Source organism: Halomonas gemina, from assembly GCF_023554995.1.
GTDB lineage: Bacteria > Pseudomonadota > Gammaproteobacteria > Pseudomonadales > Halomonadaceae > Halomonas > Halomonas gemina.
Map to the genome: position 1 here is coordinate 40,564 of NZ_JAMJPK010000003.1, position 23,797 is coordinate 64,360.

At 68.9% G+C, this 23,797-nt stretch carries 24 protein-coding genes; 4 read left to right on the top strand and 20 right to left on the bottom strand.

The annotated features are described in order from the left end of the window. Positions 1-14 precede the first annotated feature (14 nt). Together aroC and prmB are read right to left on the bottom strand one after the other, a co-directional pair. A complete protein-coding gene (aroC, locus tag M8009_RS06900; protein ID WP_250060097.1) occupies positions 15-1,100 on the bottom strand; it encodes a chorismate synthase in 1,086 nt (361 codons plus the stop codon). A gap of 30 nt (positions 1,101-1,130) precedes the next feature. Then, entirely contained in the window at positions 1,131-2,087 is a 957-nt protein-coding gene (gene prmB / locus M8009_RS06905; RefSeq protein ID WP_250060098.1) for a 50S ribosomal protein L3 N(5)-glutamine methyltransferase, read from the bottom strand. Between the two features lie 119 nt (positions 2,088-2,206). On the opposite strand from prmB, the gene M8009_RS06910 reads away from it, so the two are divergent. After that, positions 2,207-2,779, top strand: a complete 573-nt coding sequence (locus tag M8009_RS06910) for a Smr/MutS family protein (protein WP_250060099.1) — start codon at positions 2,207-2,209, stop codon at positions 2,777-2,779. Positions 2,780-2,792: 13 nt separating this feature from the next. Here the strand turns inward: M8009_RS06910 and M8009_RS06915 are convergent, their stop codons facing one another. The 3 genes from M8009_RS06915 to M8009_RS06925 are packed head-to-tail and all read right to left on the bottom strand — an operon-like array spanning position 2,793 to position 5,579. Further along, on the bottom strand, positions 2,793-3,884 hold the full coding sequence (locus tag M8009_RS06915; protein ID WP_250060100.1) for a patatin-like phospholipase family protein: 1,092 nt from the start codon (positions 3,882-3,884) through the stop codon (positions 2,793-2,795). Continuing rightward, positions 3,881-4,768, bottom strand: coding sequence for an alpha/beta fold hydrolase (locus M8009_RS06920; RefSeq protein WP_250060101.1), 888 nt, complete (start codon positions 4,766-4,768; stop codon positions 3,881-3,883). Before M8009_RS06920 ends, M8009_RS06915 begins: the two co-directional genes overlap by 4 nt. After that, on the bottom strand, positions 4,761-5,579 hold the full coding sequence (locus M8009_RS06925; protein WP_250060102.1) for an alpha/beta fold hydrolase: 819 nt from the start codon (positions 5,577-5,579) through the stop codon (positions 4,761-4,763). The genes M8009_RS06920 and M8009_RS06925 overlap by 8 nt, the downstream gene beginning before the upstream one ends. 233 nt (positions 5,580-5,812) lie before the next feature. On the opposite strand from M8009_RS06925, the gene M8009_RS06930 reads away from it, so the two are divergent. After that, the gene (locus M8009_RS06930) at positions 5,813-6,760 is read left to right on the top strand and encodes an AEC family transporter (protein WP_250060103.1); all 948 of its coding nucleotides are present in this window, start codon (positions 5,813-5,815) and stop codon (positions 6,758-6,760) included. Here the strand turns inward: M8009_RS06930 and sixA are convergent. From sixA to M8009_RS06970, 8 genes are all read right to left on the bottom strand, one after another. Then, positions 6,757-7,239: a phosphohistidine phosphatase SixA gene (sixA, locus tag M8009_RS06935; protein ID WP_250060104.1), complete on the bottom strand. Its 483-nt coding sequence runs from the start codon at positions 7,237-7,239 to the stop codon at positions 6,757-6,759. The two genes, M8009_RS06930 and sixA, sit on opposite strands and share 4 nt — an antisense overlap. After that, positions 7,232-8,299 carry an NAD(P)H-dependent glycerol-3-phosphate dehydrogenase gene (locus M8009_RS06940; protein ID WP_250060105.1) on the bottom strand — a complete coding sequence of 356 codons (1,068 nt, stop codon included), beginning with the start codon at positions 8,297-8,299 and terminating at the stop codon, positions 7,232-7,234. The genes sixA and M8009_RS06940 overlap by 8 nt, the downstream gene beginning before the upstream one ends. Positions 8,300-8,413: 114 nt before the next feature. Then, on the bottom strand, positions 8,414-9,859 hold the full coding sequence (locus M8009_RS06945) for an NAD(P)(+) transhydrogenase (Re/Si-specific) subunit beta (protein ID WP_250060106.1): 1,446 nt from the start codon (positions 9,857-9,859) through the stop codon (positions 8,414-8,416). A gap of 16 nt (positions 9,860-9,875) precedes the next feature. Continuing rightward, complete coding sequence (locus tag M8009_RS06950) at positions 9,876-11,447, bottom strand: Re/Si-specific NAD(P)(+) transhydrogenase subunit alpha (RefSeq protein ID WP_250060107.1); 1,572 nt, start codon at positions 11,445-11,447, stop codon at positions 9,876-9,878. Between the two features lie 244 nt (positions 11,448-11,691). Beyond that, positions 11,692-13,596: a molecular chaperone HtpG gene (gene htpG / locus M8009_RS06955; RefSeq protein ID WP_250060108.1), complete on the bottom strand. Its 1,905-nt coding sequence runs from the start codon at positions 13,594-13,596 to the stop codon at positions 11,692-11,694. An 87-nt stretch (positions 13,597-13,683) separates the two neighbouring features. Then, positions 13,684-14,154 carry a PaaI family thioesterase gene (locus M8009_RS06960; RefSeq protein WP_250060109.1) on the bottom strand — a complete coding sequence of 157 codons (471 nt, stop codon included), beginning with the start codon at positions 14,152-14,154 and terminating at the stop codon, positions 13,684-13,686. Beyond that, entirely contained in the window at positions 14,147-14,644 is a 498-nt protein-coding gene (locus tag M8009_RS06965; protein ID WP_250060110.1) for a PaaI family thioesterase, read from the bottom strand. The genes M8009_RS06960 and M8009_RS06965 overlap by 8 nt, the downstream gene beginning before the upstream one ends. A 49-nt stretch (positions 14,645-14,693) precedes the next feature. After that, a complete protein-coding gene (locus M8009_RS06970; protein WP_250060111.1) occupies positions 14,694-15,062 on the bottom strand; it encodes a YkvA family protein in 369 nt (122 codons plus the stop codon). Positions 15,063-15,222: 160 nt separating this feature from the next. On the opposite strand from M8009_RS06970, the gene M8009_RS06975 reads away from it, so the two are divergent. Continuing rightward, the gene (locus tag M8009_RS06975) at positions 15,223-17,163 is read left to right on the top strand and encodes a transglycosylase SLT domain-containing protein (protein ID WP_250060112.1); all 1,941 of its coding nucleotides are present in this window, start codon (positions 15,223-15,225) and stop codon (positions 17,161-17,163) included. Positions 17,164-17,231: 68 nt separating this feature from the next. Here M8009_RS06975 and M8009_RS06980 read toward each other — a convergent pair whose 3' ends face one another. Together M8009_RS06980 and M8009_RS06985 are read right to left on the bottom strand one after the other, a co-directional pair. Then, complete coding sequence (locus tag M8009_RS06980) at positions 17,232-17,876, bottom strand: LysE family translocator (protein WP_250060113.1); 645 nt, start codon at positions 17,874-17,876, stop codon at positions 17,232-17,234. A gap of 4 nt (positions 17,877-17,880) precedes the next feature. Then, positions 17,881-18,306 (bottom strand): NINE protein, encoded by a 426-nt coding sequence (locus M8009_RS06985; RefSeq protein ID WP_250060114.1) that lies wholly within the window; start codon positions 18,304-18,306, stop codon positions 17,881-17,883. 302 nt (positions 18,307-18,608) lie between these two features. Here M8009_RS06985 and M8009_RS06990 point away from each other — a divergent pair, with 302 nt between their 5' ends. Beyond that, on the top strand, positions 18,609-18,815 hold the full coding sequence (locus M8009_RS06990) for a cold-shock protein (RefSeq protein WP_250060115.1): 207 nt from the start codon (positions 18,609-18,611) through the stop codon (positions 18,813-18,815). A 108-nt stretch (positions 18,816-18,923) separates the two neighbouring features. On the opposite strand, the gene M8009_RS06995 is transcribed toward M8009_RS06990, so the two are convergent. The 5 genes from M8009_RS06995 to yegS form a co-directional block, all read right to left on the bottom strand. Continuing rightward, on the bottom strand, positions 18,924-19,700 hold the full coding sequence (locus tag M8009_RS06995; protein WP_250060116.1) for an LptM family lipoprotein: 777 nt from the start codon (positions 19,698-19,700) through the stop codon (positions 18,924-18,926). A 70-nt stretch (positions 19,701-19,770) separates the two neighbouring features. Then, complete coding sequence (locus tag M8009_RS07000) at positions 19,771-20,199, bottom strand: VOC family protein (protein ID WP_250060117.1); 429 nt, start codon at positions 20,197-20,199, stop codon at positions 19,771-19,773. A gap of 40 nt (positions 20,200-20,239) precedes the next feature. Beyond that, the gene (locus tag M8009_RS07005; RefSeq protein WP_250060118.1) at positions 20,240-22,159 is read right to left on the bottom strand and encodes a M48 family metallopeptidase; all 1,920 of its coding nucleotides are present in this window, start codon (positions 22,157-22,159) and stop codon (positions 20,240-20,242) included. Positions 22,160-22,169: 10 nt separating this feature from the next. Next, positions 22,170-22,766, bottom strand: a complete 597-nt coding sequence (locus M8009_RS07010) for a LemA family protein (protein ID WP_250060119.1) — start codon at positions 22,764-22,766, stop codon at positions 22,170-22,172. Positions 22,767-22,823: 57 nt separating this feature from the next. Further along, entirely contained in the window at positions 22,824-23,750 is a 927-nt protein-coding gene (gene yegS, locus M8009_RS07015) for a lipid kinase YegS (protein WP_250060120.1), read from the bottom strand. Positions 23,751-23,797: the final 47 nt, after the last annotated feature.

Below are 23,797 nucleotides of genomic sequence, written 5' to 3' on the forward strand. Positions count from 1 at the left end.
CCGGATGACACGGCTCAGCGCAGTCGCGGGGTCGATACCTGGACCTCGGCATTCTGGCCGCGATGACGCAACAGGTGGTCCATCAGGGTCAGCGCCATCATCGCCTCGGCGATGGGCGTGGCCCGGATGCCCACGCAGGGGTCGTGGCGCCCCCTGGTGACCACCTCGACCGGATGGCCATGGACGTCGATGCTGCGGCCCGGCGTGGTGATGCTGGAGGTGGGCTTGAGTGCCAGATGGGCGATGATCGCCTGGCCGCTGGAGATGCCGCCGAGCACCCCGCCGGCATGGTTGGAGAGAAAGCCCTCGGGCGTCATCTCGTCGCGATGCTCGCTGCCACGGCTTGCCACGGCGGCGAAGCCGTCGCCGATCTCCACGCCCTTCACCGCATTGATGCTCATCAGGCCGTGGGCCAGCTCGGCGTCCAGGCGGTCGAACACCGGTTCGCCGAGCCCCGGCGGCACCCCTTCGGCGACCACGCTGATCCTCGCCCCCACCGAGTCCTGGTCGCGGCGCAACTGGTCCATGTAGGCCTCGAGCTCCGCCACGCGATCCGGGTCGGGGCAGAAGAAGGGGTTCTCGTCCACCGCCTCCCACTGCTTGAAGTCGATGGCGATCGGGCCGAGCTGGCTCATGTAGCCGCGGATGGTGATCCCCTGGGCGGCCAGGTACTTCTTGGCGATGGCCCCTGCCGCCACCCGCATGGCGGTCTCCCGGGCACTGGAGCGCCCGCCGCCGCGGTAGTCGCGGATACCGTACTTGTGGTGGTAGCTGTAGTCGGCATGGGCCGGGCGGAACTGGTCCTTGATCTTCGAGTAGTCCTTGGAGCGCTGGTCGGTGTTCTCGATCATCAGGCCGATGGTCGTGCCGGTGGTCATGCCCTCGAAGACCCCGGAGAGGATCCGCACCCGATCAGGTTCGCGCCGCTGGGTGGTGTGGCGAGAACTGCCGGGGCGGCGGCGGTCCAGGTCGCGCTGCAGGTCTTCCTCGCTGAGCGGCAGTCCCGGCGGGCAGCCATCGACGATGGCCCCCAGCGCGGGGCCATGGCTCTCGCCGAAGGTGGTGACGGTGAAAAGCTTGCCGAAGGTGTTGCCGGACATGGGCGCTCCTCCTGGGTCGGGAGATGGGAATCAGGCGAAGGACGCCGCATGGGCGTCGAGTTCAGCGGCGGTCAGGGCGAACACCCCATGGCCACCGCGCTCGAATTCGAGCCACAGGAAGGGCACCTCGGGGAAGGCGGTCTCCAGGTGGTGGTCGGAGTTGCCGACCTCGACGATCAATACGCCCGCCTCGCTGAGGTACTGCCGGGCCTCGCGCAGGATGCGCCGCACGATATCCAGGCCGTCGGCCCCGGCGCCCAGCGCCAGTGCCGGCTCGTGACGGAACTCGGCGGGCATGGTGGTCAGGTCGCGGGTGTCCACGTAGGGCGGGTTGCAGACGATCAGGTCATAGCGCTGCCCGGCGAGCCCCGCGAAGAGGTCGGACTCCACGACACGCACCCGCTCGCCCACCTGGTGGCGGGTGATGTTGATGCGGGCCACGGCCAGGGCCTCGGGGCTGATGTCGGCCAGGTCGACCTCACAGCCGGGCAGGTGCAGCGCCGTGGCGATGCCGATGCAGCCCGAGCCGGTGCAGAGGTCGAGCACCCGTTGCGGCGGCTCGACGGGGAACCAGGCGGCGAAACCATGCTCGATCAGCTCGGCGATGGGCGAGCGGGGAATCAGCACCCGCTCGTCAACGCTGAAGGGGGCACCCGCGAAGAAGGCCTCGCCCAGCAGGTAGGGCAGCGGACGCCGGGTCTCGATGCGGGCACGCACCAGCGAGACGATGCGGGCGCGTTCCATGGGCAGCAGCCGCGCCTCGAGCACCGCCGGGTCGACGTTCCAGGGCAGGTGCAGGGCGCCCAGTGTCAGCGCCACGGCCTCGTCCCAGGCGGAATCGGTGCCGTGGCCGTAGAAGAGGCCCGCCAGGTGGAACTCGCTGGCGGCCCAGCGCAGGCAGTCACGCAGGGTGACCAGGCCATCGGCGAGGGCCTCATCGCTCAGCACGAGGGTGGAGGAAGACGCATCAGGGAGAGATTCAGCCACGGGGCATCCTGGAGTCGGAGGGTTCGGGTCGGGACAAGAGCCGATTGTAACCGGGCCCGCGGTTCACAGCCACGGCAGGGGCGGTATACTGGCGCTTTGCGTCACAAGCCGAATACCCCATGAGTCGAGACCGCCATCTCCCGGACGAGGACGAGGTCAGCGCCTTTCGCCAGGCCCTGAAAGAGGCCGGCGTGCGCCCGATCGCCAGCAATCGGGCCGACCCCGGACGCCGGCGCCGGGGAGACCCCGCCGCGGCCGAACGACGGGCCGCCGCGACCTCGGCCGCTGACGATCTCGCCGCGGCCGGTCGCACCTCGGACGGCCGCGTGGAGCCGGTGCGGCCCTCCGAATTCCTCGACTTCGCGCTGCCCGACCTGCCCTGGCGCACCCGCAAGCAGCTCAAGCGCGGACGCATCGGCTGGGAGGCCGGGCTCGACCTGCATGGCTTTACCCTCGAGGAGGCCCGGGCGGAGCTGGAGGCCTTCCTGCGCGATGCCGCAACCCGCCGTCGGCGCTGCGTGCTGGTCGTGCACGGCAAGGCCTGGGGCACCACCAGCGACTACCCGGTGATCAAGAGCCACGTGAACGCCTGGCTGCGGGAGTGGCCCAGCGTGCTGGCCTTCTGTTCGGCCACCATGATCGACGGCGGCACCGGGGCGGTCTATGTGCTGCTCAGGCGGCGCGGCCACTAGGCCTGATGCCCCCTCAGGACACTTCCTCGCCATCCTGGCCTGCCTTGGCCGGCGGCTCGACGACGATGGATGGGCTTCCCCAGCCGGGATGGACCCGCCCCTCGAAGCGGTCCAGCGCCTCCGCGGCCAAGTGCCTGCCCAGGCTTATCAACGCCTCGGCGCGGTGGAACTCGTAGGCGCCACAGACCGTCTTGGGCACCTCGATGAGCACATCCGGCGGGTAACCCGCCACCTTGTACTTGGCCAGGGCCGCCTGGGTGATGTCGAAGGAGGCCAGCACCATGTCCATCCGCCCCCATTCGCGGCGACCACCCTCCAGGGCCTCTTCCACCTCACTCTTGTCGTCACTGTCGGCGTCGGTGGTGCTGCCGTTACCAAAGCCATCCAACAGCCGCCGGGTGGCCCCGCGAACCCCGTCGATCCAGCTGGCGAAGTCGACGCCACCGGCACCCCGGGTTTTCTCCCGCGCCTGCTCCTCGGCCACCTCCTCGGGAGGCAACAGCTCCTCCAGGGTCACCGGACGCGGGCTGTGAGCGGTGACGTTGACCGCCAGCACGAAATCCGCCTGGGCGGAGACCGTGGGGATGATCGGCAGGGGGTTGAGCAGCCCGCCGTCCACCAGCACCTGGTCACCGCGATGCACCGGCGTGATCACCCCGGGCACGGCGATGGAGGCGCGGATCGCCTCGAGCAGCGAGCCACTCTGGAACCACACCTCGCGCTGGCGCGTCAGGTCGGTGGCCACAGTGGTCACGGCAATCGCCAGGTCCTCGATGCGGGTATCACCGATCAGGCTCTCGAGCTTGTCCATCACCTTGCTGGCCTTCATGGCCCCCATGGGGCTCCAGGTGACATCGACCAGCCTGAGCACATCGAAGTAGTCCAGCCGACAGACCCAGTCGCGGTAGGCGGCCAGTTCCCCCGCCGCATAGACGCCGCCCACCAGGGCGCCCATTGAGCAGCCGGAGATCGCCACCACCCGGTAGCCCCGCGCCTCGAGTTCCTCGATGACGCCGATATGGGCATAGCCCCGGGCACCCCCACTGCCGAGCACCAGCGCCACGTTCCTGCCCCTTGTGCTCTTGACCGCTCTTCGCTGGCTCATGACGCGTCCCCCCTCTCGGCTTCCACGTAGCCCTCATGCCATCTCACGATGGCCTGCGCCACCGCCACGGTGGCCGATGGCTCCAGGTGCAGGTGATGGCCGCCGGGCAGCACGCGACGAGTCAGCCTCGCCACCGCCGCCCGAGCCTGGCGTGCCCGCGACCGCTCGCCCAGGATGCCGGCCTCCCCCTCCACCAGCAGCACCGGGCTGCGGATCGCCGTGAGCATGGCGCCCACCTGCTGGGGAGAGAACCGTACCAGGGAGGGACGCAGCAGTCCGGCATCGGTGCGCAGCTGCACATGGCCGTCGGGCAATGCCTCGAGGTTGCGTAGGACCAGCGGGCGTGCCGTCTCGGCATCGATGGGCGTCGCCCCGCCGGCCACCCGTGCCGCCACGGCGGTCTCCTTATCAGGATAGCGCGGCGGCGGCGAGAGGGGGCGTCGATCGGCGAGCAGGCCCTTGCGCAGCTGGGCAGGCGCCTCTCCGGCTTCGGTGGTCAGGGCCCCCAGGCCGTCGATCAGCACCAGCGACTCGACCCGCTCCGGCAGGGCGGCGGCCGCCAGGCAGGCCACCCCGGCCCCCATGGAGTGGGCCAGCAGGGGCACCCGCGCTAGGCCCAGCTGGTCGCAGGCATCGAGGAGGTCGTGGCAGTAGTCCCAGAGCGCATAGTCGCCACGACGGTGGCGGGACAGGCCGTGGCCGGCAAAGTCGATGGCCACCACCCGGATGCCGAGGGCGGCGACCAGCCGGGGCGCCAGGCGCGAGAAGCTGGCGGCATTGTCCAGCCAGCCGTGCAGCGCCAGCCAGGTGGGGGCCTGCTCATCGCCCCAGGCCAGTGCCGCCAGGCGGCCCCCGGCCAGCCTCAGGGAACGGGGCTCACGCATGTCGACGCTCCAGCAGATCATCGAGCATGGCCAGCAGGGCCGAGCGGGTCTGGTCGGGGTGCTCCATGGGGAACATGTGCCCGCCCGGGACCTGGGCCACGCTCACGCCCCGTCGCGCCAGACGGCGGCGCCGACGCGAGGTGAGCAGGTCGGACTCGGCGCCGGCCAGCACCCCCAGGGGCACCCTGACCCGCCTGGGGAGGTCGCCGAGGTGGTCCGGCAGGTGGCGGAAGATCTGCACCTCGATGTCGGGGTCGTAGAGCAGCACCACGCGCCCGTCATCCAGCTCCCGGGTACCGCCGTCCACGTAGTCGTGCAGGGCGGCCTCGGTGAAGCGCCGGAAGAGCCCCCGCCGGCGCAGGTAGTGGAACATGGCCTGGCGGTCGGGCCAGCTGTCACGACGGCCCAGGCTCCTGCCCGCAGGGGTCACCCGGTCGGCCAGGCCCAGGCGTTTGGCCGCCTTCATGGCCCAGGCCTCCAGGCCCAGCATCAGGGGCGGGTCGAGCAACACCACGCAGCGGAACCGCTCAGGGGAGTGCTCGGCGGCCATGGCCATCAACACGCCGCCCATGGAGTGGCCCACGCCGACCACCGGGCCCGGGAAGCGGGCCAGGTGCTCGAGCAGCTCGTCACGCAGGGCCAGCCAGTTGTGGCCGACGGGGAAGTCGGGGTGATGGCCCAGTCGGTCCAGCGGGTGCAGGTCGAATCGCTCTCCCAGCGGCGCCAGGAAGCTGCGGTAGCTCTGTCCCGGGAAGCCGTTGGCGTGGGCGAAGACGAGGGGAATGCGCGAGGCGTGGTCGGATCTGCTCATGGACTCTATCCTGCTGGCGGGCGCCCGGCCGGCACCCTTCTGGCGATAGCAGGCTAACGGGATTACCATGTTTCGCCAAGTCGCCCGGCGACGACAGGCCAATCGACAGGAGACCCTCGTGGCAGACCCCCGCAAGCCCGTCCGTGATACCCGTACCCGCAACCGCGTGTTCCTGGTGACCGTGGCGGCCGCCATCGTCGTCGGCTTCTGGCTGACGCGCTAGGCCAGGCCCCATGGAGCTCTCCGCCCTCTTCCTGCAGACCCTGGAGATCACCCTGCCGGTCTTCGCCATGGTGTTCATCGGCCTCGGCCTGAAGCGCGCCGGCTGGATCGACCAGGCCTTCGTCGCCACCGCCTCGATGCTGGTCTTCAAGGCCACCCTGCCGACGCTGATCTTTCTCAGCATCATCCGTGCCGACCTGGCGGCCACCCTCAACCCGGCGCTGCTCGGCTTCTTCGCCCTGGCGACCCTGGGCAGCTTCCTGTTCAGCTGGGGCTGGGCGATCCTGCGCGTGCCCCGTGAGGAGCGCGGCGTCTACGTCCAGGGCGCCTTTCGTGGCAACTGCGGCATCGTGGGCCTGGCGCTCGCCGCCGGCATGTACGGCGACTACGGGCTCTCCGCCGGTGGCCTGCTGCTGGGGGTGGTGATCCTCACCTACAACGCCTTCTCGGTGATCGCCCTGGCCAGCTATCAGGAGGGCCGGCGTACCGACTGGCGCAACATCCTCGGGCATATCGCCACCAACCCGCTGATCCTCGCCGTGGTCGCCGCCGTTCCAGTGGCCGCCGTCGGGTTGCCCCTGCCTGGCTGGTTGATGACCTCTGGTGACTATTTCGCCTCGCTGACCCTGCCGCTGGCGCTGATCTGCGTCGGCGCCACCCTGTCGCTTGGCGAGATCCGCGACTCGGGCCGGCTGGCGATCAGCGCCAGCCTGATGAAGATGGTCACCCTGCCGGCCCTGGCCACCGGCGCCGCCTGGGGGGCCGGCTTCGAGGGCCGCGAACTCGGGGTGCTGTTCCTGTTCTTCGCCAGTCCCACCGCCGCCGCGGCCTTCGTGATGGCCAAGGCGATGGGCGGCAATGCCGCGCTCACCGCCAACATCATCGCCATGACCACGCTGATGGCAAGCGTGACCATCACCCTGGGGGCCTTCGGGCTCAGGGCCGCAGGCCTGATCTAGTTCAGGTCGGTGGGCGCCGTGAAACGCGCCAGCCTGGCGCAACCGGCTGCAAAAACATCGGCGTCGAGTTCGGCCACAGCGCCGGTAGGAAAGCCGGGGCCACGATCGGCGCGGCCCTCCACCAGCAGGCCGCTGAGCATTCCCACCAGCGGCATATGGCTGACCAGCATCAGTGGCCGGTCCTCAACCTCGCCGAGCAGCCACTCCAACACGCTCTCGGGAGGGTCGTCGGGCGTGATGATCGGCAGCGGCTCCACCGCGAGCCCCAGGGGCTCGGCGATCCGCTCCGCCGTCTGCCGGGCCCGCACGTAAGGGCTGGCCAGCAGGCGCAGGCGACTGAGGTCCAGGTCCTCGCGTGCGGCGAGCCAGCGGCCCATGCGCTGCGCCTCCTCCTCTCCGCGTGGGGTCAGCTCGCGCTCGGCATCGGGACGGCCCGGCGCGGCCTCGCCGTGTCGCATGATCAGCAGCCGCTCAACCATGGCGCTCGCCCCCGTCGCGACGATCCTGCTGCACATCCTTGCGCGGCAGCACGAACTCCACGTCGCTACTCTGCTCGCCGAGCATCAGCAGTCGCGCCATGTCCCGGGCCGGCACACCCTTGAACAGCACCTGGTAGAGGCCCTCGGCCAGCGGCATGTAGACGCCATCCTCGTGGGCCTTGTCGCGCACCAGGCGCACGGTGTTGACCCCCTCGGCGACCTGGCCCAGGGCCTGGACCGCCTCCTCCAGGGTCTTGCCCTCGCCCAGGGCCTGGCCCACCCGGTAGTTGCGCGACAGCGCCGAGGAGCAGGTGACGATCAGATCCCCTACCCCGGCGAGCCCCAGGAAGGTCATGGGGTTGGCCCCCTGGTCCACCGCGAAGCGGCTCATCTCGGCCAGTGCGCGGGTCATCAGCATGCTGCGGGTGTTCTCGCCCATGCCCAGCGCCGCCGCCATGCCGGCGGCGATCGCGTAGATGTTCTTCAGCGCCCCGCCCAGTTCCACGCCATAGCGGTCGTTGCTGGCATAGACCCGGAAGTAGTCGCAGCCCAGAGCGCTCTGCACGCGGGTGCGGGTCTCCGGGTCGTCGCTGGCGATCACCGTGGCGGTGAGCTGCTTATCGGCGATCTCCGAGGCCAGGTTCGGCCCCGAGATCACGCCGATATGCGGAAAGCCGGTCTCCTCCTCGAGGATCTGGCTCATCAGCTTGAAGCCCTCCTCCTGGATGCCCTTGGTGGTGCTGACGAGAATCTGCGCCTGGTGCAGAAAGGGCCGTGCCTTGCGCACCACCTCGCGGAAGGCCTTGGAGGGGATGGCCACCAGCACCAGCTCGGCGCCCTCTAGGACCTCGGCCATCTCGGTGGAGGCCACCACCGCGGCATTGATAGCGTAGTCGGGCAGGTAGCGGCCGTTACGGTGCTCGCGGGTGATCTGCGCCGCCAGGTCGGGGTCGCGCAGCCACTGGCGCACCTCGGCCCCGTTGTCGGCGGCGATGCTGGCCAGGGCGGTGCCGAAGCTGCCGCCGCCGAGCACCGCCACGCGCATGGATTGGTCTGACATGGTCGCCCCGGGAAGTTGAATGGATGTGGGGAGTGTAACGAAAAAACGCCCCGCGAAGGGGCGTATCAGAGTAGAGAAAGGCCCGGGCCGGCAATGCGGCCCGGAGCACCCGGGTCAGTCGATCAGGTGCAGCAGCGAGTCGATGCTCGATCTGGCATCGCCGTAGAACATCCGCGTGTTCTCCTTGAAGAACAGCGGGTTCTCGATGCCGGAGTAGCCGGTCCCCTGGCCCCGCTTGCAGACGAAGACCTGCTTGGACTCCCAGACCTTGAGCACCGGCATGCCGGCGATGGGGCTGTTGGGGTCATCCTCGGCGGCCGGGTTGACGATGTCGTTGGAGCCGATGACGATCACCACGTCGGTGGTGGGGAAGTCGTCGTTGATCTCGTCCATCTCCAGCACGATGTCGTAGGGCACCTTGGCCTCGGCGAGCAGCACGTTCATGTGACCCGGCAGGCGACCGGCCACCGGGTGGATGCCGAAGCGCACGTTCTTGCCGGCGGCGCGCAGCTTGCGGGTCAGCTCGCTGACCGCGTTCTGGGCCTGGGCCACCGCCATGCCGTAGCCCGGCACGATGATCACGCTGTCGGCATCATTGAGGGCGCTGGCCACGCCGCCGGCGTCGATGGAGATTTGCTCCCCCTCCATCTCCGCGGCCTCGCCAGCAGTAGCGCCACCGAAGCCACCCAGAATGACGTTGATGAAGTTGCGGTTCATCGCCTTGCACATGATGTACGAGAGGATGGCACCGGAGGAGCCCACCAGGGCGCCGGTGACGATCAGCAGGTCGTTGGAGAGCGTGAAGCCGATGGCCGCCGCGGCCCAGCCGGAGTAGCTGTTGAGCATCGACACCACCACCGGCATGTCGGCACCACCGATGCCCATGATCAGGTGGTAACCGATGAAGAAGGCCAGCGCCGCCAGCACCAGCAGGGTCCAGAAGCCGGCACCGTTGAGATAGAGGATGGCCATCAGCAGCGACAGGGCCGCCGCCCCGGCGTTGAGCATATGTCCGCCGGGCAGCTGCCTCGGCTTGCCGTCGACCTTGCCGGCGAGCTTGCCGAAGGCGATCACCGAGCCGGTGAAGGTCACCGCGCCGATGAAGATACCCAGCACCACCTCGACCTGCAGGAACATCAGCTCGTCCGGCGCCTTGGTGGCCACCAGGGCGGCAAAGGCCGAGAACTCCTCCATGGAGGCATCGATGGCCCGCGCCGCCATCACCCGGCGCCGCTCCAGGTCCGCGCTCCAGGCCACGAAGACTGCGGCCAGGCCGACGAAGCTGTGCAGTGCCGCCACCAGCTGGGGCATCTCGGTCATGTCGACCTTGCCGGCCACGTAGACGCCGACACCCGCCCCGATCAGCATCATCGGGATCATCCACCAGTAGCCACCGATGCCCGGCCCGAAGGCGGTGAAGAACACCGCCACGGCCATGCCGACGATGCCATACCAGACGGCCCGCTTGGCCTTCTCCTGGTTACTCAACCCCCCCAGCGAGAGGATGAACAATACACTTGCCGCGATCGCCGCGGCAGATACGAATCCTTGACCCAACATGTCGTGTCTCCGCCGCTCAGGATTTCTGGAACATGGCCAGCATCCGGCGTGTCACCAGGAAGCCACCCACGATATTGATGGACGCGATCAGCACCGAGATCGCCGCGAGCACGCCGACGACGATGCTGCCGGAGCCGATCTGCAGGACCGCCCCGAGGATGATGATGCCGGAGATCGCATTGGTCACCGCCATCAGCGGCGTATGCAGCGAATGGCTGACGCCCCAGATCACCTGGAAGCCGACGAAGCAGGCCAGCACGAAGACGATGAAGTGCTGCATGAAGGAGGCCGGGGCCACCTGGCCGAGCAGCAGCATCAGCGCGCCGCCCACGGCGAGCAGCGTCACCTGGCGCTTGGTCTGCGCCTTGAAGGCGGCGTGTTCGGCGGCCTTCTTCTCCTCCGGCGTCGGCTCCTTCTCCTTGGGCTTGGGCTTGGCCGCGGCAATCGCCTTCACCTTGGGCGGCGGCGGCGGGAAGGTGACCTCGCCCTGGTGGGTGACCGTGGCGCCGCGAATCACGTCGTCTTCCATGTCATGCACGACCTTGCCGTCCTTCTCGGGCGTGAGGTCGGTGAGCATGTGGCGGATGTTAGTGGAGTAGAGCAGCGAGGCCTGGGTGGCCATGCGCGAGGGGAAGTCGGTATAGCCGACGACCGTCACGCCGTTGTCGGTCACCACCTTCTCGTCGGCCCGGGTCAGGTCGCAGTTGCCGCCCTTCTCGGCCGCCAGGTCGACGATCACCGAGCCGGGCTTCATGGCCTCGACCATGTCCTCCAGCCACAGCTTGGGGGCCGGCTTGCCGGGGATCAGCGCCGTGGTAATCACGATGTCGACATCCGGGGCCTGCTCGCGGAAGCACTCCAGCTGCTTCTCGCGGAACTCGGGGCTGGAGGGCGCGGCATAGCCGCCACTCTCCGAACCGTCCTGGCTCTCATCGAAGTCGAGGAACAGGAACTCGGCGCCCATCGACTCAATCTGCTCGGCCACCTCGGGGCGCACATCGAAGGCGCGCACCACGGCCCCCAGGCTGGTAGCGGTGCCGATGGCGGAGAGGCCCGCCACGCCGGCGCCGATCACCAGCACCTTGGCCGGCGGCACCTTGCCCGCGGCGGTCACCTGGCCGGTGAAGAAGCGTCCGAAGTTGTTGCCCGCCTCGATCACCGCGCGATAGCCGGCGATATTGGCCATCGACGAGAGCGCATCCATCTTCTGTGCCCGGGAGATGCGCGGCACCATGTCCATGGCAATCACGGTGGCCCCCTGGGCCTTGCACAACTCGAGCAGCGCCTCGTTCTGGGCCGGCCAGAAGAAGGCGATCAGCGTCTGCCCCTCGCGCAGACGACGGGCCTCCTCCTCGGAGGGTTCGCGGACCTTGATGACCACCTCGGCCTCGGTCCAGAGCGCCTCGACCCCGTCGACGACGGTGACCCCGGCCTCGCGGTAGGCCTCATCGTTGAAGCCCGCGGCCACCCCGGCCCCGGCCTCGATCAGGCATTCATGTCCCAGTTTCTGGATCTGCTTCGCGCTCTCGGGGGTCAGCGCAACACGCGCTTCCCCCCGGGCACTCTCCTTCGGTGCGCCTATCTTCACGTTCCATCTCCTTGCTTCAGGCCGCCCTAGGCGGCCCCACAATGACTGAATCGGTGCCGATGCCCGGTGCCGAGAACCAGAACGCTATAGAGCACCACAACGCGGGCATCGGATCAAGGTCGCTTAGGGCGCTCCTCACCAAAACCCGGGCCCCATCAGGCCCTCGAAAACGAAAAACCCCGCCGGCTGAAGGGGCCGACGGGGTAGCAGTCACTTACCGCGAGGAAGCGGTGGTGCGCAGGAGTCAGGCGCTCAGCAGGGCGTTGAGACGCTTGACGTAGGCGGCGGGATCGTCGAGATGACCGCCCTCGGCGATGATCGCCTGGTCAAGCAGGATCCGCGCCAGGTCCTCGAAGCCCTCGCCCTCGATGCCCTCGAGACGCGCCACCAGCGCATGCTCGGGGTTGAGCTCGAGGATTGGCTTGACCTCGGGCATCTTCTGACCGGCGGCCTCCATGATGCGGCGCATCTGGAAGCCCATCTCATGCTCGGGCAGCACCACGCAGGCCGGCGAGTCGGTCAGGCGATGGGTCACCTTGACCTCCTGGACCTCGTCACCCAGTGCCTCCTTGACGCGCTTGACCAGCTCCTCCTTGGCCTTGGCGGTCTCTTCCTGGGCCTTCTTCTCCTCCTCGTCCTCGACGTCGCCGAGGTCGAGCTCGCCCTTGGCCACGTCGACGAAGGTCCTGCCTTCGAACTCGGTGAGATGGCTCATCAGCCATTCGTCGATGCGGTCGTGCAGCAGCAGCACCTCGATGCCCTTCTTGCGGAAGATCTCCAGGTGAGGGCTCGACTTGGCCGCATTGAAACCGTCGGCGACGATGTAGTAGAGCTTCTCCTGGCCTTCCTTCATGCGCGAGACGTAGTCGGCCAGCGACTGGTTCTGGGTGGTGCTGTCGGTGTGGGTGGTGGAGAAGCGCAGCAGGCCGGCGATCTTCTCGCGATTGGCGAAGTCCTCCGCCGGGCCCTCCTTGAGCACGCTGCCGAAGGTGTTCCAGAAAGTCTGATAGGCCTCGTCGTCCTTGGCCAGCTTCTTGAGCATGTCCAGCGCGCGCTTGGTCAGTGCCGACTTGATCTTCTCGACCTTGGGATCCTGCTGCAGCAGTTCGCGGGAGACATTGAGCGACAGGTCGCGGGTGTCCAGCACGCCCTTGATGAAGCGCAGGTAGAGCGGCAGGAACTGCTCGGCGTCGTCCATGATGAAGACGCGCTGCACGTAGAGCTTCACGCCCCGGGCACCGTCGCGCTCGTAGAGATCGAAGGGCGCGCGGCCCGGCACGTAGAGCAGGCTGGTATATTCGAGCTTGCCCTCGACCTTGTTGTGGCTCCAGGTCAGCGGGTCCGAGAAGTCGTGGGCCACGTGCTTGTAGAAGGCCTTGTACTCGTCGTCGGAGATCTCGCTCTTGGGACGCACCCACAGCGCGGTGGCCTCGTTGACGGTCTCCCAGGTGGTGGTCTCGCTGCCCTCGATCTCGTTGCCGTCCTCGTCGCGGGCCTTCTCGACCTGCGGCATGCGCACCGGCACCTCGATATGGTCGGAGTACTTGCGCACCAGGCTCTTCAGACGGAAGTCGTCGGCGAACTCCCGGGCATCCTCCTTGAGGTGCAGCACGATCTCGGTGCCGTGGGCCTCACGCTCGATATCGGCGACGGTGAACTCGCCCTCACCCTTCGAGTGCCATTCGACGCCCTCGGCCTTGTCACTGCCGGCCTTGCGAGTGCGCACGGTAATGTCATCGGCGACGATGAAGCCGGAATAGAAGCCGACGCCGAACTGGCCGATCAGCCGGGCATCCTTCTGCTGCTCGCCGGAGAGCTGCTTGAGGAACTCGGCGGTGCCGGAGCGCGCGATGGTGCCCAGGTTCTCGATCACCTCGTCGCGGCTCATGCCGATACCGTTGTCACGCACGGTCACGGTGCCTGCCTCGGCGTCGTGGTCTATCTCGATGCGCAGCTCGCTGTCGCCCTCGTAGAGCGCGTCGTTGTCCAGCGCCTGATAGCGCAGCTTGTCGCAGGCATCGGCGGCGTTGGAGATCAGCTCGCGCAGGAAGATCTCCCGGTTGGAGTACAGGGAGTGGATCATCAGGTGCAGCAGCTGCTTGACCTCGGTCTGGAAGCCGAGGGTTTCCTCATGCGTGGCTGTGGTCATGTGGCTTGGACCCCTCTTTCGACATGACGATGGTGGCAAGGCCACCGGTTCGGAACTGTCGTCGATATGGGGCCCGGGCGGGGTTTTTCAAGCGCCTGCTTCGGCGGGATTTCCGAGCACGAAGTGCAGGCGCGCGGTGGCCACCGGCACCGCCTCGCTCTCCTGCCAGGCGCAGACCCGCACGTTGCCCATGCGCCGCCCCTCGCGCAGCAGGCTGCAGCGAGCCAGGGTCGGCGCCATCCGCGCCGTGCGCAGGTAGTCGATGGAGATGTCGACGATCCGCGGCAGGCGCGGCGCACGGGTGGCGAGCATCAGGTCCAGGGTCGCCGCGGTCTCCATGAAGGCCGCCACCACCCCGCCATGCAGCGCCGGCAGCAGGACGTTGCCGACATTGCCCTCGCGGGGGTCGAGGCGAAACAGCAGGCCATCGCCCTGCGGGTCCGGGAGCGCCGAGACCCCGATGCGCCGCGCATAGGGCACCAAGGCCAGCCAAGCCTCGAGATCCCCCTCGGCACGGGTCCTGGCCAGCCACTCGACATCGTCGAAGCCCTCACGCATGGTCGTCCTCCTCCGCGAAGAGCGCCTCGGCGAAGCCCTCGGGCGTGTTGCGCGGCCCCAGCCGCACGAAATTGCCGATGCCCCTCGCCAGCGGCCGCCCCGTCTCCTGCCACAGGGTGCCCTCGGTGAAGACCACCGACTCGGTGACCCGGACCACGCGCGCCTCGGCGAGGATGGGCTGCCCAGCCACCCCCGGCCGGAAGTGGTCGACACGCAGGTCCAGGGTCGGGCACACCTCCGGGGCCGGCAGGGCGGGCAGCACCGCCGAGCCGCAGACGGTATCCAGCAGCATGGTCAGCACCCCGCCGTGGATCAGCCCCCGGGCGGTGTCGCCGAGCAGGTCATCGCACCAGGGCAGGCGCATGGTGGTCATCTCGGGGGTCACCTCGAGCACCTCGAGGCCCAGTTCGCGGGTATGGGGGATCACCGTGACGAAGCGCGTCAGGGCGCGACGCCAGTCGGCGTCGCTCGAAGTCTGGCCGTGGATCATCCGGGCCTCGCAGGCGGCAGCAGGGGAACGATGATTTCAAACGATCGTATCAAGACGGTGGTGCCTCGTCGCCTCGACCTTCGCCGGAGGGTGGTGCGCTCCCCGACCCGCGCTCCCGCCAGGCACGATAGCCTGCCAGGCGCCTGTCGACCCGCGTCAGCAGCCAGCCGACGATCACCACGTCGTCCACCAGCCCCAGCAGCACGAGCATGTCGGGAATAAGGTCAAGCGGCGAGACCAGGTATGCCAAGGCCGCCAGCATCCACAGGAAGGCACCCCAGGGCACCGGGCGGTAGCGTCGCAGCAGCACATCGCGGGTCATGGGCAGGAACAGCCGCAGGGCACGACCGACGTGGCCCAGCACGCGGGCGCGACGCCGCAGCCGCGCCACCAGGAAGCCGCCACCGAAACTCGCCATCTCGATCTCCTTGCCGACTGACGGGAATACCGCTACACGATAGGATATCCCCACCCCGACGGACAGTCGCCGCCTGTCGGATGTCATCCACACTACCCAAGCGCCCTGCCATCGGCCACCATGGCAGCTCGACGACCGCGAACCGCAATGAGGTCACGATATGTCCCCGTCATTCGGCCGCTGCAAGGCCCTGATCGCCGCTACCCTGTGCTGCCTGCCCCTGGCCGGCCAGGCCGACGACCGCGCCATGCGCGAGGCCCTGGAGGCTGCTCGCAACGCCCAGTGGGAGAAGGTCGACCGGGGTGCCATCGAGGATCACCTCCTGGTCGGTTACGTCGATTACCACCGGCTGCGCCAACGCCTGCCTGAACTGAATCCCGACCGGGTGCTGGCCTACATCGAACGTCATGCGGACTCCCCGCTCAGCGACTGGATGCGCGGCCAGGCCATCGCCAAGTACGGCCATGCCGGGCGCCCGGCCAGCCTGCTGGCGGTCGCCGACGGCGTGCCCGAGGGCACCGCCCGCCAATGCTACTACTACACCGCCCTGCTCGATCGCGCGCCACAGGACGCCGCCCGGGGCGGGCGCGACCTCTGGCTTGTCGGCCGCTCCCAACCGGATGCCTGCGATACCCTCTTCGACACCCTGCGTGCCCGTGGCGAGATCGGCCAGGCCCATATCTGGGAGCGCATGATGCTCGCCTGGCAGGCCGGGGAGACCGGCCTGATGAACTACCTGGGCCGGCAGCTGAATACCGACTGGCAGTCCGCCCGGGCCAGCCTCGACCGGCTTCGCAAGAACTATGCGGCGGTGACCGAGGTCCCGGCCTGTGCGGGGCCGGGCTGCCGGGGGAGCGGGCCGCTGTTCGCCGCGGCCATGCACGGCTTCACCCGCGCCGACACCGAGGCGGCCCTGGAGGCCTGGCGCAAGGTCGCCCCGCACCTCTCGCTGGAGGCCCGCCACCGCGACGCCATCGAGCGCGACCTGGCCTTCTACGCGATGGTGCGCGACATCGACCAGCACGGCGGCTGGCGCGACGAGGTCGTGGCTCGCCTGGGCGATGCCGAGCTGCTGGAGCTTCGCGTGCGCTCGGCCCTGGCCGAGCGGGACTGGCCAGGCGTCATCGACTGGGTGCATCGCATGCCCGACGAGACCCGCCGGGAGGCCCGCTGGCAGTACTGGCTGGGCCGCGCCCTGGAGCAGCAGGGCGACCCCGCCACTGCGGAACGGGCCTATGCCGCGGCCGCCGATGAGCGAAACTTCTTCGGCTTTGCCGCCGCCGACCGGCTGGGTCGCCCCTACGCCCTGAACCTGGAGCGCAACACCATCGATGAGGCCACCCGCCGCAGCGTCACTGACTGGCCGGCGGTACGGCGCACCGAGGCACTGCGGCGGATCGACGAACCCGGCCTTGCCAACAGCGAATGGTACCGGGCCGTGGCCCGTGCCACCCCCGAGCAGGCCCGGGCCCTGGCCGATTACGCCGCGCAGCAGGGCTGGCTCGCCGAACTGGTGCAGACCACCATCGTCGGCCAGATGTGGGATGCCCTGGCCTGGCGCTTTCCCGAGGCCTATCGCGATGACTTCCTGCACTGGGGCGGCGTCGCGGACGTCGATCCCTACCTGCTGATGGGCATTGCCCGGCGCGAGAGCGCCTACAATCCCGTGGCCCTCTCGCCGGCCGGTGCCCGCGGCCTGATGCAGCTGATGCCGGCCACCGCAGCCCAGCTCGGCCGGCGCCTGGGGATCGGCGACCCCGGCCCCTACGGTGTCCTCGACCCTCAGGTGAACATCCGCCTGGGCAGCACCTACCTGGGCGAGCTGATCGATCGCTACAGCGGCAACCGCCTGGCCGCGGCGGCCGCCTACAATGCCGGCCCCGGGCGGGTCGACCGCTGGCTGCGCGATGCCCCGGAGGAGTTCGACCTCTTCGTCGAGAGCATCCCCTTCCGCGAGACCCGCAGCTACGTGCAGGCCGTGCTCGCCTACCGGGTGATCTTCGAGAGCCTCTCCAGGGGCGGCGAGAGCGAGGGCGTCTCGATGCTGAGTCCGGCGGAGAAGACGGTGCGCTACGATCGCTCGCTGCTGGCCAGCAACTGAGGCCCACAGCATCTCCTGTGCAAGCGGCCCCGGTGATACCGAGGCCGCCTGCGTTTCGGCACACCGCCTCAGCCCGGCTGGCGCGTCAGTGCCAGCTTGATGCCGAAGCCCACCAGCACCGCGCCGGTGACGCCATTGAGCCAGCGGGAGAACGCCGGACTCGCCAGCCAGCGTCCGGCACTGCCCACCATCACCACGATGGCCACCTGCCAGAGGTTCGCGACCACGAAGTGCACCCCGGCCAGCCACAGCGACTTGGCCAGGGCCGGATCACCGGGCGCGATGAACTGGGGCAGGAAGGCCATGTAAAAGACCACCGTCTTGGGGTTGAGTACGTTGGAGAGCAGCCCTTCGCGCAGGGGTCGCCACAGCGGCACGGCCTGCCGGTCGCCCTGCACGCCGCCCACCGGAAGCCCCTGTCCCCGTCGGGCCGAGCGCAGGCTGTTCACGCCCAGCCACACCAGGTAGGCGGCACCGGCCAGCTTCAGCAGGCCGAAGGCCCAGGCCGACTGCAGCAGGATCAGCGAGATCCCCAGGGCCGAGACCGCCGCGTGAACGAAGAGCCCGCAGCAGATGGCCAGGCTGGTCACCACGCCGTCGCGCCAGCCACCCCGGGCGGTGTTGCGGATCACCAGCAGGGTGTCGACCCCTGGGCTCATGCTCAGCAGGGTGATGGCCACCAGGAAAGGCCAGAACTGTGCATCGAAGTACATGGGATCAGCCGTTGAAGATGCCGCGACGGGCATGGCGCAGCGAGATCTGGTCGTTGAGGGTCCAGAAGTCGTAGAGCACCCCGAGGCCGAAGAGTCCGAACGTCAGCAGGTAGAGGAGCCCGGTCAGCCACTTGCCGAGGTAGAAGCGATGGATACCGAACACCCCCAGGAAGGTGAGCAGCAGCCAGGCCAGGGAGTAGTTGGTGGGGCCGGCCTGGAAGCGCAGGTCGGCCTGGCGGTCCATGGACGGGATCAGGAACAGATCGATCAGCCAGCCGATCCCCAGCAGCCCCAGGGTGAAGAACCAGATGGTGCCGGTCACCGGCTTGCCATAGTAGAAGCGGTGGGCACCGAGGAAACCGAACAGCCACAGCAGGTAGCCGATCAGCTTGCTGTGGGTGTCCCGGGCGGCGATATGGGTATGGGTCATGGGGGGCTCTTCCGTGGGTGAAACGGGCCGGATGAAGGCTGGACGCTCACAGGCTTTGCATCTACAGTGACCTTGCGGGCGCAGCGCCAGTCTCTCTGTGCCACCGTGTTGACGCAACCCTGGCGCTGTTGCACTATCCGCTGCGTTGGCCAGCAAGCAGAAAAGTCGTCAGTTGTACTTCGATTTCTTCGATACACCCGGTGCGCACTTCCTTCTTGCCTTGCCCACGCATTACGGGTCTGCGGCGAGGTCTCTTCCTGCCCGGCCCAGCACCATTATTTAGTTAGTTAAGGAAATCGACGATGGCAACTGGCACTGTCAAGTGGTTCAACGACACCAAGGGCTACGGCTTCATCTCTCCGGACGACGGCGGTGATGACCTGTTCGCTCACTTCTCCGAGATTCAGGCTGAAGGCTTCAAGTCCCTGCAGGACGGCCAGAAGGTCTCCTTCGAGGTGACCCAGGGCAAGAAGGGCCTTCAGGCCTCCAACATCCGTCCCGCCGACTGATCCTCGGTCGAGCCGGAGGCGGCCGGACGGCCCTGCCGAGCGGTCGCCACAGGAAAGGCCCACCAGATGGTGGGCCTTTTTCGTTTTTAGGCCTCGAGGGACGGGGCGTCAGTCGCCGGCAGCGTCGGTGTCCTCTTGCTCGAGCGCATCGAGTTCCGACGAGGCCCCCGGGTCCTGGCGCTCCGCCTCCTCGAACTGCTCATCGATCTTGCGACTCGCCTCCTCGAAGCGCTTCTCGGTCTCCTCGAGGATTGCCTCGATGTCCGAACGGGTGCTCTCTCCGGGCATCGTCTCACCCTCGTCCAGCTCGCTTTCAGGCGAGGCATCAAGGCCGAAGTCTGACTCGAACTCGGGTGACTCCATGGGTTCAAGCTCGGGCGACTCCATCGGCTCGAGCGCAGGGGCGGATTCCATGGATTCGACCCCGGGTGTCGCTTCCTCGGCGCTCTCGAACTGCTCGTCTATTCGACGGCTCGCTTCCTCGAAACGCCGCTCCGTCTCCTCGATGATGGCATCGACATCGGAGCGGGTCGTCTCGCCGGGCAGGGCCGCGTCCTCGTCCAGGGTATCGGCCGGTGACTCGCCCAGGGTCTCGGCCTCGGCGTCCACCTCGCCCTCGCCCTCGAGATCGACCTGACCCTCGCCGTCGAGGTCCGCCTCGGCACCGAGGTCGTCCTCGTCGGGCGCGGCAGCTTGCTCCTCCGCAGGCGACTCGACCTCGTCGGTGACCGGCGCCTCATCCGTCTCGTCGGCCGACTGGGTGGCCTCTTCCTGCGTCTCCTCGACCTCGGCCGGAGCAGGCTCGTCATCACCGTTGCCGCAGCCGGCGAGCCCCACGGCCAGCGCCATGGCCGCGACCAGCGGCATCCAGGGTTTCGTTGCCATTCTCTTGCTCCTGACGAAAGGGACGACATTGCACCAGAGCGCCCATGCTCTCGCAAGGCGGCGTGGCGTCTCAGGTGGCAAACAGCTGGCCGGCGATGTCGCGGAACGCCTTGAACTCGATGGCATTGCCGCTGGGATCACGGAAGAACATGGTGGCCTGCTCGCCGGGTTCGCCACGAAAGCGGATATAGGGCTCGATCTCGAAGCGCACCCCCGCCGCGGTGAGGCGATCGACCAGCGCCTCCCAGTCGGCCATCTCCAGCACCACCCCGAAGTGCGGCACCGGCACGCCGTGTCCGTCCACCGGGTTGCGGTGGTCGTCGAGCCCCTCCTCCCCCAGGGCAGGGTTCAGGTGACAGACGAACTGGTGGCCGTAGAGGTTGAAGTCGACCCAGGTATCGCTGGATCGCCCTTCCGGGCAGCCCAGCAGTTCACCATAGAAGCGGCGGGCCTCAGCCAGGTCGCGGACCTGCACGGCCAGGTGGAAGGGAGTGAGCATCGCGGAGTCCTCGGGCTGGTGAAGGGTTTTGATCCTCTCATCATGCCGTCCCGGCGTCCGCCTGGCCAGCCGAGCGCTCAGAGGACGGCAGCGGGCACCCCAGGGTCCAGGCCACGGCGCTCAACAGCTCCGCCTCCTCGGGGTCGATCCGGCCGTCATGCTCCACGCAGCAGCTCATGGCCGCCAGCAGGGGCGCCCGCTCGGCCTGAACCAGGCGCACCAGCCGCGCCATGGCCCAGTCGAGGTCGGAGGCGAGAGCCGGCTCGCCGACGAAGTCCAGGGGCACACCCAGCACCACGGCGAGGCGCTCGACGGCCGCCCGTGCCTGCCCCTCGTCCTGCTGGCCGGCCCGCGCCAGCGTCGAGAGCAGCAGAGACAGCGGCCCGGCCAGGTCCGCCAGATGGCGATCACGGCGGGCCCGCCGCTCGCCCTGAAGGCCCTGCACCACCAGCCGGTGCAGGGCCCACTGCAGGGCACCGGCATGTGCCTCCAGCGCCATCAGCCGACGCAGGCAGGCCTGGAAACGGGCATGCTGGGCCGCGGAGAGCTGACGCAGCGCCGGGAGTGCCAGCTCGATCAGCGGCAGGCGCTGTCCGGGCACCAGCCCCGACAGGGGGGCGTCGAGGGCCTCGAGCTCGCTGAGCACCTCGGGCAGCGCCTGGCCTTCCAGGGCCTCACGCTGCGCCTCGCGGCTGCGGGGGTCGGCCCCCATCAGGACCCCGTAGACCAGTGCCCGGGCGGCACAGGGCTCGTGGGCAGCCGCGAACAGGCGCTCGTCGATCTCGCCGAGGCGCCGGCGGGCGCGGGCGATATCCTCGACGCTCGGCCGGCCCACGCTGGCCACCACCGCGGCGGCCAGCGCCCCCGAGGCCAGGGTGTCGGCACTCCGCGCCCCACCGGATGGAGCGGCGCTGGCCTGTCGGGGCCGTGGCGAGCGGATCGCCGGGGCCGGGGGCAGGCTGCCGTCCCAGCGGGGCAGCACCCGGCGAATCCGCGCCTCCACCGGGGGATGGGTCGCGGTCAGGCGCGACAGGGAGCGCACGCCGCTGCCAAAGAAGAGGTGGCTGAACTCCGCGGCATGGGTGGCGAGCAGGCGCGAGCCGAGCCGATGGGCGGCCAGTACCCTCAGCGCCCCGCCGATGCCCTCGGGGTTGCGGGTGAACTGCACGGCGCTGGCATCGGCCAGGAACTCGCGCTGGCGACTCACCGCGGCCTTGATCAGGTTGCCGCACAGGGTGCCGGCATAGCCCACCACCATCAGCGCCGCCCCCAGCCCCAGCACCGCGGCATGCCCCCCGCCCCGTCGCGAGCGCAGGCGACGACCGCTGCCCGAGGCATGCAGCAGCATGCGACCGATCAGGCCGATCACCAGGATGCCGTGGAGCAGTGCCACCAGCCGCAGGTTGAGCCGCATATCGCCGTGGAGGATATGGCTGAACTCATGGGCGATCACCCCCTGCAGCTGGTCGCGGTCGAGAGCCTCGATGGCACCGCGGGTGACCCCGATGGCCACGTCGTCGAGCTCGTACCCGGCCGCGAAGGCGTTGATGGCCTGATCCTCCAGCACGTAGACCAGCGGGACCGGCATGCCGGAGGCGATGGCCATCTCCTCCACCACATTGAGCAGCCGGCACTCGTCCGCGTCACGGGTCTCCAGGTTGAGCGGGCGGCCACCCAGGGCCTCGGCCACCGCACTGCCCCCGGCCCGCAGCTGCAGGTGCCGGACGAGGCTCCCCAGCCCCACCACCAGGATCACCGCCGTCGCTACCCCGACGAGCAGCCGCGGCTGCAGGGCACGCGCCAGGGGCTCGCCGGCGAAGGAAGCGCCGTCGAGCAGCACCACCGCGAGGGCCACCACCACGGAGGTGACGACGATCATCGCCACCACCGCCAGCCCCAGCAGCAGGACCAGTCGCCCGGTCAGCCGCCGGGCGCGATCCTGGGCCGTGAAGAAGTCCATGAGGGCCGACTCAGAAGCTCACCCGAGGCGCCGACTGGATCTCGGCGCTGTCGGCGAACTCCAGCAGGGCCGCATCCTGCTTGTGGCCCAGGGAGCCGGCCAGCAGTACCGGCGGGAAACTCTGCCGATAGCTGTTGTACTGCATCACCGCATCGTTGAAGGCCTGGCGAGCGAAGGCCACCCGATTCTCGGTGCTGGTGAGGGTCTCGGAGAGCTGGCGCATGTTGTCGGAGGCCTTGAGATCCGGGTAGGCCTCCATCACCACGTTGAGCCGCCCGAGGGCCGCACCCAGCGCGCCCTCGGCACCGGCCAGCTCCGCCATGGCGCCGGGCTCGCCGGGCCGCGCCGCCGCATGCTTGAGGCCGACCTCGGCGGCGTTGCGCGCTTCCGTCACCGCCTGCAGGGTCTCGCGCTCGTGGCTCATGTAGGCCCGGGCGGTCTCCACCAGGTTGGGGATCAGGTCGTGGCGTCGCTTGAGCTGCACCTCGATCTGGGCAAAGGCATTCTGGTAGCGATTCTTCAGTGCCACCAGCCGGTTGTAGATGGCCACGCCGTAGACCAGCAGGGCGCCCAGCAGCACGACGGGAATGATCAACGAGAGGTCCATGGTGTCGTGTTCCTTGTCGACAGAGGGAGAGGCCGCCAAGGGCGGTTGCCGTTAACCTTAGGCCCGACCGCGAGACCCTGCCTGTGGCGGGCGCGAGAAGAGCGGGCAATCCGGCGGCGCCGCCAAGGCCAGGGCCCCGGGGCTGATGGCCACCTGGAACCCCCGCCGATGCAGGGGCTCGCCATCCAGGGTCACGGGCAGTTCCTCCCCTGCCTCGAAGGCGAGCCCGTCCGTGCGGAAGGCATCGACGTGGCGGCCCCGGGCGGGACGCGATGCCAGCTCGTGGCGCATGGCGCGCAGCCGTGCCAGAGAAGCGACATCATGCAGCAGCAGCACGTCGAGCAGGCCATCGTCCAGCGAGGCGTCGGGCGTCAATGCCTGGCCACCGCCCGACTGACGGCCGTTGCCAATGGCCAGCATGAAGACCTCGGCGCGGCGCTCGCCGCCCTCCCAGCGCAGCACCGCAGGATGGAGCTGGAAATCCAGGGCCTTGACGGCGCCGATCAGTGAGTAGGCGCCAGCCCCTAACAGACGCTTGAGGGTCTTGGGCGTGGATGAGGTGATATCGGCCCCGAAGCCGACGGTGGCCATGTTGAGGAAGTGCCAGTCGTCCAGTCGTGGCACGTCGACGCGCCTCAGGGGAAGATGCAGGGCCGAAGCCAGGGCGGACTCGGCGTCCAGCGGCAGGCCCAGCGAGGTGGCCAGATCATTGGCGCTGCCCAGCGGAAGGATTCCCAGCCCGGGGCGCTGCTCGGGCGAGAGCCGCATCAGGCCGTTGACCACCTCGTTGACCGTGCCGTCACCGCCGCCGGCGATCACCCGCTCGACCCCCTCGCGCCCGGCCTGCTCTGCCAGGCGCGCGGCATCACCCTGCTCCCAGGTGACCCTGACCTCGATGTCGTCCCCCGCCTCGCGGCGGGCGAAGACCGCCTCCCTCACCGCCGGCAGCTGCGCCGACTTGCCATTGAGGATCAACCTGGCCATTCGCGCTCCTCTCGCCTGTGTCGTCCTGTCCCGATCATGACACCGTC

Excerpts from the sequence above, each read along its gene's own strand:
- htpG (WP_250060108.1), bottom strand. The coding sequence starts at position 13,596 with ATGACCACAGCCACGCATGAGGAAACCCTCGGCTTCCAGACCGAGGTC.
- sixA (WP_250060104.1), bottom strand. The coding sequence starts at position 7,239 with ATGGTTGAGCGGCTGCTGATCATGCGACACGGCGAGGCCGCGCCGGGC.
- M8009_RS06965 (WP_250060110.1), bottom strand. The coding sequence starts at position 14,644 with ATGATCCACGGCCAGACTTCGAGCGACGCCGACTGGCGTCGCGCCCTG.
- M8009_RS07005 (WP_250060118.1), bottom strand. The coding sequence starts at position 22,159 with ATGGACTTCTTCACGGCCCAGGATCGCGCCCGGCGGCTGACCGGGCGA.
- M8009_RS06920 (WP_250060101.1), bottom strand. The coding sequence starts at position 4,768 with ATGCGTGAGCCCCGTTCCCTGAGGCTGGCCGGGGGCCGCCTGGCGGCA.
- M8009_RS06930 (WP_250060103.1), top strand. The coding sequence starts at position 5,813 with ATGGAGCTCTCCGCCCTCTTCCTGCAGACCCTGGAGATCACCCTGCCG.
- M8009_RS06910 (WP_250060099.1), top strand. The coding sequence starts at position 2,207 with ATGAGTCGAGACCGCCATCTCCCGGACGAGGACGAGGTCAGCGCCTTT.
- M8009_RS07000 (WP_250060117.1), bottom strand. The coding sequence starts at position 20,199 with ATGCTCACTCCCTTCCACCTGGCCGTGCAGGTCCGCGACCTGGCTGAG.
- M8009_RS06990 (WP_250060115.1), top strand. The coding sequence starts at position 18,609 with ATGGCAACTGGCACTGTCAAGTGGTTCAACGACACCAAGGGCTACGGC.
- aroC (WP_250060097.1), bottom strand. The coding sequence starts at position 1,100 with ATGTCCGGCAACACCTTCGGCAAGCTTTTCACCGTCACCACCTTCGGC.
- M8009_RS06985 (WP_250060114.1), bottom strand. The coding sequence starts at position 18,306 with ATGACCCATACCCATATCGCCGCCCGGGACACCCACAGCAAGCTGATC.
- yegS (WP_250060120.1), bottom strand. The coding sequence starts at position 23,750 with ATGGCCAGGTTGATCCTCAATGGCAAGTCGGCGCAGCTGCCGGCGGTG.
- M8009_RS06970 (WP_250060111.1), bottom strand. The coding sequence starts at position 15,062 with ATGGCGAGTTTCGGTGGCGGCTTCCTGGTGGCGCGGCTGCGGCGTCGC.
- M8009_RS06925 (WP_250060102.1), bottom strand. The coding sequence starts at position 5,579 with ATGAGCAGATCCGACCACGCCTCGCGCATTCCCCTCGTCTTCGCCCAC.
- M8009_RS06960 (WP_250060109.1), bottom strand. The coding sequence starts at position 14,154 with ATGCGTGAGGGCTTCGACGATGTCGAGTGGCTGGCCAGGACCCGTGCC.
- M8009_RS07010 (WP_250060119.1), bottom strand. The coding sequence starts at position 22,766 with ATGGACCTCTCGTTGATCATTCCCGTCGTGCTGCTGGGCGCCCTGCTG.
- M8009_RS06980 (WP_250060113.1), bottom strand. The coding sequence starts at position 17,876 with ATGTACTTCGATGCACAGTTCTGGCCTTTCCTGGTGGCCATCACCCTG.
- M8009_RS06940 (WP_250060105.1), bottom strand. The coding sequence starts at position 8,299 with ATGTCAGACCAATCCATGCGCGTGGCGGTGCTCGGCGGCGGCAGCTTC.
- M8009_RS06975 (WP_250060112.1), top strand. The coding sequence starts at position 15,223 with ATGTCCCCGTCATTCGGCCGCTGCAAGGCCCTGATCGCCGCTACCCTG.
- M8009_RS06995 (WP_250060116.1), bottom strand. The coding sequence starts at position 19,700 with ATGGCAACGAAACCCTGGATGCCGCTGGTCGCGGCCATGGCGCTGGCC.
- M8009_RS06945 (WP_250060106.1), bottom strand. The coding sequence starts at position 9,859 with ATGTTGGGTCAAGGATTCGTATCTGCCGCGGCGATCGCGGCAAGTGTA.
- M8009_RS06915 (WP_250060100.1), bottom strand. The coding sequence starts at position 3,884 with ATGAGCCAGCGAAGAGCGGTCAAGAGCACAAGGGGCAGGAACGTGGCG.